At 36.9% G+C, this 8,671-nt stretch carries 8 protein-coding genes and 1 pseudogene; 3 read left to right on the top strand and 6 right to left on the bottom strand.

What is annotated here, in order from left to right; all coding sequences use genetic code 11:
* Positions 1-220: 220 nt before the first annotated feature.
* The 3 genes from IWB18_RS05845 to IWB18_RS05835 form a co-directional block, all read right to left on the bottom strand.
* Positions 221-1,228, bottom strand: coding sequence for a DUF4878 domain-containing protein (locus IWB18_RS05845; RefSeq protein ID WP_195682678.1), 1,008 nt, complete (start codon positions 1,226-1,228; stop codon positions 221-223).
* Positions 1,229-1,573: 345 nt separating this feature from the next.
* Positions 1,574-2,257: a hypothetical protein gene (locus tag IWB18_RS05840; protein WP_195682677.1), complete on the bottom strand. Its 684-nt coding sequence runs from the start codon at positions 2,255-2,257 to the stop codon at positions 1,574-1,576.
* A 369-nt stretch (positions 2,258-2,626) separates the two neighbouring features.
* Entirely contained in the window at positions 2,627-3,565 is a 939-nt protein-coding gene (locus IWB18_RS05835) for a DMT family transporter (RefSeq protein WP_195682676.1), read from the bottom strand.
* Positions 3,566-3,684: 119 nt separating this feature from the next.
* Between IWB18_RS05835 and IWB18_RS05830 the strand changes: the two genes are divergently transcribed.
* The gene (locus tag IWB18_RS05830; protein ID WP_195682675.1) at positions 3,685-4,551 is read left to right on the top strand and encodes a LysR family transcriptional regulator; all 867 of its coding nucleotides are present in this window, start codon (positions 3,685-3,687) and stop codon (positions 4,549-4,551) included.
* An 86-nt stretch (positions 4,552-4,637) separates the two neighbouring features.
* Here the strand turns inward: IWB18_RS05830 and IWB18_RS05825 are convergent, their stop codons facing one another.
* Positions 4,638-5,507, bottom strand: a complete 870-nt coding sequence (locus tag IWB18_RS05825) for a mechanosensitive ion channel family protein (protein WP_195682674.1) — start codon at positions 5,505-5,507, stop codon at positions 4,638-4,640.
* Positions 5,508-5,608: 101 nt separating this feature from the next.
* On the bottom strand, positions 5,609-6,850 hold the full coding sequence (locus tag IWB18_RS05820; RefSeq protein ID WP_195682673.1) for an MFS transporter: 1,242 nt from the start codon (positions 6,848-6,850) through the stop codon (positions 5,609-5,611).
* 245 nt (positions 6,851-7,095) lie between these two features.
* On the opposite strand from IWB18_RS05820, the gene IWB18_RS12695 reads away from it, so the two are divergent.
* Both IWB18_RS12695 and IWB18_RS05810 read left to right on the top strand, forming a co-directional pair.
* Positions 7,096-7,224, top strand: a complete 129-nt coding sequence (locus IWB18_RS12695) for a thioredoxin domain-containing protein (protein WP_195682672.1) — start codon at positions 7,096-7,098, stop codon at positions 7,222-7,224.
* A 12-nt stretch (positions 7,225-7,236) separates the two neighbouring features.
* Positions 7,237-7,557 (top strand): annotated as a pseudogene (locus IWB18_RS05810) (peroxiredoxin family protein); the annotation flags it as partial.
* 70 nt (positions 7,558-7,627) lie between these two features.
* Here the strand turns inward: IWB18_RS05810 and IWB18_RS05805 are convergent.
* Complete coding sequence (locus IWB18_RS05805) at positions 7,628-8,551, bottom strand: GGDEF domain-containing protein (protein WP_195682670.1); 924 nt, start codon at positions 8,549-8,551, stop codon at positions 7,628-7,630.
* Between the last annotated feature and the right edge of the window lie 120 nt (positions 8,552-8,671).

The following is an 8,671-nucleotide window of genomic DNA, read 5'->3' as shown; positions in this document are numbered from 1 at the left end:
ATGTTATCGGACATGTTTCATAGCCTCCTTTGGTTCGATTTTGTGTGGTAACTTGATTTTACCAAACGGCTATGGACACGTCCATTTTTCGTTATTTTGTTTTTGCGAAATTAATTATACGTTATCTTGTACACTATTGCGTCACTGAAACTTGAATTTCCTATGTCAAATTAGAACAAAAGCAATGACGAATTAAGGCCGCCATTGCTTTTTTATAAAACTATTCTATTTCATAAACCATTTCAGAGAATGCATCCATGTACTGACGAAACAGATCAACACTGATCGTCGATGCCCCTGAGTCGATTTGATCATACAATTTATCGGCTTCTGCAGATAGTTTATTCCATACTTCTTTAATGGCTGAGTATTCATCGTCCAATCCATTAATAAATTCATCATATTCTGGTTTCTTTTCCATGGATTTCCCCAACTGTTGTATGGTCAATTCTACATCCAGTTCTTGATCCATTGAACCTTTACCAGTTTCTAGAAAATATGAAATATCTATAAACCCATCATTCCAAAGATCTCCAATGATGTAGTTGTCGATATCATACAAGGCATAAACTGGATCTGAATCATCATCCATTTCAGCCTCACCGGAATCCTCGAAAATTGAGTCTGCATCATTCAACCCTAAACTTACTGCATTTAAAAGATCGTCATTCAACTCGGAAATATACCAAGTCTTTTCTTTCAAAATAAGTGGTAAGGTGATTGTTTTATTAGCTAAACTCTCTGTACTCGACTCTATTTTCTCCTTTAACACTTTCTCAAAAAGTTGATTTGTCTCTTCCTCTGTCATTTCAACTCCCGAAAAAAGCATTGAAAATGCCTGCATAAATACTTCTCCAATTGTTTCTTTGAAAATTGGAAGGGTGTTAACATAAGATACATCTACTGTCACGGTAGCTTTATCTTCGTTTACTTCAGTGTTTTTTATAGTGTAATCCAACTTTGAAGCATTCGTTTTCAAATAATCAATAAAATATTCAGAAGCGGGCAACGTATCTTCACTTACTTCGCCTGTTTGTAATATTTCATCCATTTGGGGCAGCTCCATCTTCGTAGCTGGATCCACGTTTTCCGCCATAGATTCTAAATCTAAGACTTTAGCTGCTTTAAAAAAATTTTCCACAGTTGAATCTGGTTTAGGTTGAGATCCACAACCAGTCATTATTAGTGCCAATACTAGAAGCAAAATCATTGCAATCGATTTTTTCATTAGAAAACCTCTTTCCTCTTTTTCTTTGAAGCATATTGGTGTCATTTTTCAAACGAATTCTACGCTTAGATACAAACACCTTCGATGTCTAAAAGAAATTTCATACTTGATATCAAACTTATACCCGTATTAATTATATCCTATTTTTTTTACATAAAAACAAAAAATGAGAATAAACTGAGTTTGTAAAAATTTAGTCCTAAATATAGAAGTATTGATTGTTGTTTTTGCATAATCCTAGCTATGTAAAAAAGCCTTATGTAAAGCACGCAGCTCCTCAAAGGATAAATCTTTCATCTTGTTAATATCCAAAGCAAAACATCCCCCTTTGCCCAATTAAATCTGCTAATCCTCGTCGTATTCCTTAGTAACGTCAATTCCAAATAACATCTGGAACTCATCGAAGAAGTTATATGGGTATGAGTTATCACCATTAAATCTTACGGGTCTCTGGCCATTATTGTATTTAAATTCCAAATCCCATTGGGTACCGTCGCATACCGTATATCCGAAGCGTTCGGTTGAATATCGTCTGCGCCACTCCCCAATGTGAAGTTCCTTAAGTGTCTCGATAAAAGTGATCTTTGTGAAGGGTTCTTCGTTATCATCATCCCATAAAGAGAGTGGTTCTTCATCTTCCCATAATTTTGTGTAGGCTTTCAATCCATCTCTTAGTTCTACAACATAGCTCCTGTAGCCGCCAAAGTAACCTCCAATACTAAAAGTAATTCTACCGATGGCATCCATATTCGCATCAAAGTCCACAGTCTTTTGTTCTGATTTTGATAAGATATAAGTTCCACCAGCTTCGTCATAGGCTTGTCTGGCTCTTTCCAGGCATTCACGAGTCCAGTGAAGTCGTGTATCTTCACTTGGATGTACGATTTCTTTAATACCATATTCCGGATTTTCCATGGTATTTTTGAGATATCCTATTTCTTGCTTAAGTCCACGAATCGCGGTCATTATCTGTTCTTTAGTTTTTCCTTTAAGATACTCTTCATAATAACTTTCTGGACTAAGCATCATATTGAGCCGCCTCCTTTAAAGTTAGCCTTCTAAATCTTTTTGTGTATTTGGGGAAATTTACCACTAATCATCTGTTATTATATGTCAAGTTTTTAATTTTTACAATGTTACAAGTTTATTCCCTGTAAAACACACTTTTATTTATTTAGGTTCTTGCTTCGTGTATATAGAAATTTTTACCATCTATGGACGCAGAATTACGAGAAATTCTTACCAACTGCAGATCTTTAAACTAACTCCAAAATAAAAAGCCGCCCCACTCATAATTATGAGTGAGAACGGGTTCTTCCAGGCTGTTTGAGCTTACAAACAATATTTGTACATCTTCATCACGAGCTTCTAGATCCAAAAGTGTTACCTCCGACAGCTTTACTGCTGATCCGTCTGTAATTCTAAAACTTCAGCTTTTTTCTGTAAAGTGAAGCGGAAATATTTTTCAAATTTATTCCCCAAAATTTCTCCAAATATCGCCCCTCCCAAAATAAATAGGGCACCTATTATCTGGGAAGGCAGCATTGATTCTCCAAGAATAAATACGGACAAAACAACTGCCGACAAAGGTTCAAGATAGCCAAATATGGATACTGTCTGGACCGGCAGATGTCCTATGGATGAAAAATACAAATAACATCCTACGCCTGTGTTTATCAAACCGAGGATCAATATAGGAAGTAGATCTTCGCTTTCTACATTGATCACCAAACCCTGCTTTATGGATACAAAGACTGCCAAAGTCAAAAAGCTTATGAACAATTGGAGCGTGGAGTTTTCAAGGCCCGTAATTCCCTTCGCTTTTTTATTGAATATGACCATAAGAGCGTATGTCACTGCAGACATCATTCCGCATATCATTCCCCATGTGTTTTTATTCTCTCCCAATGCCCCTCCGTTGATCAGAAAAATACCTGCCAAAACCACTAGAAACCCTATTACTTTTGGTCTGGTCAATTTCTCTTTAAATAGAAAGGGCGAAAGTACCATGACTATTACCGGTCCGCAGTAATAGGCCAATGATGCTATGCTCACACCTATCTGCATGTATGCCTCATATAGGAACATCCAACCTGCCCCCATTGCCACACCACTGATAACTAGAAAAAAAAGATCTTTCTTCTTGTTCCAAAATGTAAATCTATTTCGCATAAATAAAAAGATACCGATCAAAAACAAACTTCCGATCAACGTTCTAAACAGAACGATTTCGTAACTGGTCAGTGAAATGTAACTTGCCACGATTCCATTTGATCCAAAAAGCAGCAATGCAAAAATGTATTTGAAGTATGCGTTTCTCTCTTGTTTAGATTTCATGAATATTCCCCATATCTCTTGTATTTAATCTGATTGTATTATAATATAATTTTATAAATTACGATAACGAATCTTTGTCATGTTAAACATTACAAATTCAGATGCAAGAGGGTGGAAATATGGACATAAATATTCAAAAATACCTGGCTTTTATCAAGACCGTGGAATGCGAAAGTTTCACCAAAGCCGCAGAAGCATTAGATTATTCCCAGTCAGGAATCAGCAGGATGATCAAGGATTTGGAAGTGGAATGGAACGTTTCTCTCCTTGAACGAAACAGGACCGGTGTAAGATTGACATCGGACGGTCTTAAACTCTTGCCCTACGCCAAGAATGTCTACGAGGAATACAGGAAGCTGCAGATGCAGATCGATGAGTTGAACGGTCTTCAATCGGGATTGATACGGATAGGGACTTTCTCCAGCGTTGCCACACACTGGCTTCCCAACATCATTAAGGAATTCCAAAAAGATTATCCAAACATTGACTACGAACTGCTCTTGGGAGATTACACTGAAATCGAAGATTGGATACAGGAAGGCCGGGTGGATTGCGGTTTTCTCAGACTGCCCACTTTTTCAAATTTTGAAACCATCTTTCTGGAACAGGATAAATTGATGGCGATCATTCCTGAAGGACACAAATATGCAAATCATAATGAATTTCCTGTGACTGCCCTTTGCGACGAACCTTTCATGCTCCTTGAAAAGAGTTCGAAGGCAGAGATCTCAGATATATTTGAAAGAAACCACCTGGTTCCCAAAGTGCATTTTACAACCTGGGACGACTACGCCATCATGTCAATGGTCGAAAGCGGGCTTGGCATCAGCATACTGCCACAATTGATCCTAAAGCGCATACCTTACAGGATAATAGCCAAAGAACTGGATGTGTCGGCATACAGGGATATAGGAATTGCTCTAAGAGATAAAAAAACCGCTTCCCTTGCAGTCAAAAAATTTTTAGAGTACTTGCAATATAGATAGAGCTTTTTTATTCATATGGGATGTTTAAAAACATGATTTTCGAAGTGCTTTCGCTTTAAAAGAAGCTTACATTTATTTTGAATCAATCAATTCTGCTTCACAAGCTCGATAGTCTGAGAAGCCAGTTGAATCTCCTCTTCGTACTTATCCAGTTCTTCAAGAAGACGGGTAAAAATAAGATCTTTTGTGATCCTTCGTTCTTTTATGTCGACTACATAACGCAGGGAAAATTCTATCCAGTTGTCATCGAATGTCATGAATATTTGATTTTCGAGTGTGGCATCTTCCAGTCTGAATTGCCTTCGCATTTGAAACCAAGCATCTTTAGCCTGTGTTGAAACATCGCCTAAAATTTCAGCTGACACATCTTTTAAAATCTTCCTCACTAATTTGACATCGCTACCGAAATGAATGGGCAAATGTATCTCATCCCATACAAAGTTGAAGTTTGCAGAATAGTTGTAAACCGGTGATGTAAAAATAAAGCTGTTTGCAACCCGGACAATCCTGCCATTGTACTGATCACCGTCCACCCAGTCTCCCATTTCCATCAAAGTGGTTCGAAGTATGCCCAAATCGATGACATCACCTTTGATACCACCTAAAAGTACACGGTCTCCCACTTTGAAAAAGTCCCCAAAAAGTATTGCAAACCATCCGGCAAAACTCACTATTACTTCCCTAAGTGCAAAAGTGATCCCTGCACCTGCCAATCCCAAAGTAGTGTATAATCCTTGGAATCTATCGCTGAATGTAAAAATAAACATTATAAATATCACAACATAAATGGCATTCATGACTATTTTCTTCGTGAAATACCATTTGTCCTGCTCCTGCAATCTAGAATAAAACTTGTTGAGGATCCGTTTTGTGGCTATATATATTACAATGGCACTTATCGTAAACGTTAATATCCTTATATATATTGGATCGATAGAATCTATAAATTCTCTCATGGGTTCCTCCTTCAAATCAAACAAATGAAAGTTTGTGGACACGATGTTCACTAAATAAATATACTCGATTTAATCCTCTAAGCAACGTTATTGTTCTTATGTTAATTTTTCTCGTTAAACGCTAGTCTCAACAACTTTAAAAAAGTCAAAATTGCTAGGACCCCCAAAATAATAGTGATGATCTGTATCACAAAGATCAGATGCATATCGTATAACAGCCCCATAATAAAGGCACCTGACATAAGAGCCAAACCGTATGTTGCATTAAACACTCCATAACTGGTGCCTCGTTTGTAAAAAGGTGATATGTCTGAGATAGCCGATCTCATTAAAGTTTCATGTGTCCCCAATATAACACCAAAGAACACCATACCTGCCAATACTGCCTTCGGACTCTCCGATAGAGTAAGAAAAGGCAATATCATGGTCGTGACTGGGATAATTATCAACAATTTCAAGCCTCCGCTTTTATCGCCGCTAACTGATTTTGTCTTATCATACAGATGTCCCACAATTAGTGATGTTACGGCATCCACTCCCATCGCTGCTGCATAAACCATGGTGATCTCACCGTCATCCATTATCCCCATTGATTTCACATGGTAACCAGTAGTGGAAAAATTAACCAAGCCCATCGTGCATAAAAGAGTAAACAAAGTATAAATCCAAAATATTTTTGGAAGTTTCTCCTTTCGATAATCACGAACATTTATTTTTGGCATTAATTTATCATGCTGAATCTTCCTATTCGCATATACAAGAAAAAATATAAGGGCGATAAATGGAATAATCAATAATTTGTAAGCACTTTGATATTCTTCAATTCCTTTTCTCTTAGTCAATGCGAAAACCAACGTAAATATCAACGGACCCAAAAAAGCTCCCAACTGATCCAATGCCTCTTGTATTCCAAAGGCTCGGCCCACCCCTACTTGATTTTCAGCAACAGAAGATATTATCGTATCTTTTGCCGGATTACGCAGAGCTTTTCCTATTCGCTCGAGCAGAACCAATGTGACAAGCATGTTCCAACTAGTAAACAGACCCATCAATGGAACCGCCAGCAACATTCCATAGCCGACCAACATAAAGAGCCACTGCCTCCCTGATTTATCTGAAAGAACTCCAGCCAAGAGTCTCAGCCCATAACCAATAAACTCACCTATTCCAAAAGCCAGACCTACAGTAGTTGCACTGACTTCGAGAATATTAAAATACTGGCTATTGGCGCTTCTAGCCGATTCATAAACCATGTCTCCCAACATGCTGATGATACCGAAAATTATAATAACCCGGTAGGCGGCATTTTGGGATGTTTTACTAGTAATAGACTTTTTATTCATGCGCTCTTCATCCTTATCATTGAATAACTGAATTTGAGCCAGATATTTTCGTACTAAGTGTTTATGCATCTGTTTTGTTAATTACCCAATTTACAAAAACTTAAAACTGGAAGCATTGATGTTGTTATAGGATCCGTTAATGTTATAATTATTGTATAGATTGTAATTATCAATTACAATCATGAAGCAAAATGCTAGGTACATTGATTTCAATTTTGATAAAATGAGAAGAAAGGTGGGATAACATGCAGGTAGAAATTGGCAAAAAAGCTCCAGACTTTAACATTTCTGATTGGCAGGGAAAAGATTTTACCCTATCAAGTTACCTTGGAGAAAAAAACATATTCTTGATATTCAACAGAGGATTTGTTTGACCTTACTGCCGAGCGCATATGGCGCAGTTGCGTCAAGATCATTCGAAGTTTGTAGAAAAAGACACAGTCGTAGTTGCAGTAGGTCCAGAAGATACAGATACTTTTGCAAAGTATTGGGCCGAAAACGATATGCCCTTCCCCGGGATTCCCGATCCGGATCATACTATTGCAGACTTATATGAACAAAAGGTAAGCATCATAAAGCTGGGTAGAATGCCAGCCCAGGTTATCATAGACAAACAAGGTATTGTTCGCTACATCCATTACGGAAATTCAATGAAAGATATACCACACAACAAAGAAGTTTTAAAAATCTTGGATGAACTGTCTTAATTTCATTAAAAAACAACCCTGAAGCAAAAGTTACAGCATGCTTTCAGGGTTGAGTTCGCTTTGAATGAATTCAAATTAAATTTAGTTTTGCCTTGCGCTTCAAATCCGCCAATCTTTCCGAAATATCCTGGCTTCCCATAAAACTGCCACTCTTATTATTTGTTACAACGCAGGTGACTGTCATTAATGGAAATTTGTCTAATACACCCTGCCTATTATGAACTATAATGTATCCTTTTTTAATATCTCTTTCATTATAAAATTTTAGTACGTCTGTTTCAAATTGCCTTTTCAAAGTTTCAAAATCTTTCAACCCCATTAATCTATCAAATACTACTACAAAGTCGTCTCCACCAATATGTCCTACAAACTGGTCAGGAAAATATATTCCAATAGTTTCACCCAGCATCTTTATGATCAAATCACCTTTCTCAAACCCATAATAATCGTTGAATGCTTTAAAATTATCAATATCAATATAGGCAATACTTCGATTTTTGCGATCATTAAAGCATTGAGCAATCTGTTGTTCAATAATCATATTGCCCGGTAATCCTGTCAAAGGATTCTGATGTTTCGCTGATAATATCTCCAGTTCGGTTGTTTTCTGCAACAAATCTTTTATTGTGACTGTTCCATAATATTCATCGTCATAAGTTACAACAATAAAATCATAAAGCTTATTGTCCGGACGAGCCATTGCAATTGATGATACTTCTTTTACCGACATGTTTAAATCTACTTTTAGAAATTCTGTATCCATTATTTCAGAAATTTGCTTGTTCTGATAAAGTGTATAACCGAATTGACCACTTAGCTTAAGAGCCAAATCCTTTGAAGTTACGATCCCAACAGGTATACGATTTTCAACCACACACATTCCGAACTGGTTAGGATTGTTATTGAAAAGAGAATAAATCAATGATACTTTATCATTTGGATGTATGATTTCAGTCGATGTACTTAAATGCTTAATGTGGATATCGGTAGTCATCTAAAACTTCTTTCTACATATACGCAACGTGTTTAAGTGTCACTTCCAATGATTCAATTACAAACATGTCATTTTTGCAGTTCAATTTCGCTTGCGAAATAATCTTCTGTGAGATAACAT

It is taken from the genome of Alkalibacter mobilis (genome assembly GCF_015594845.1).
Taxonomy (GTDB): Bacteria; Bacillota; Clostridia; order Eubacteriales; family Alkalibacteraceae; genus Alkalibacter; species Alkalibacter mobilis.
The sequence above is the reverse complement of the archived record's forward strand: the minus strand, read 5'-3'. Positions and strand labels throughout refer to the sequence as shown.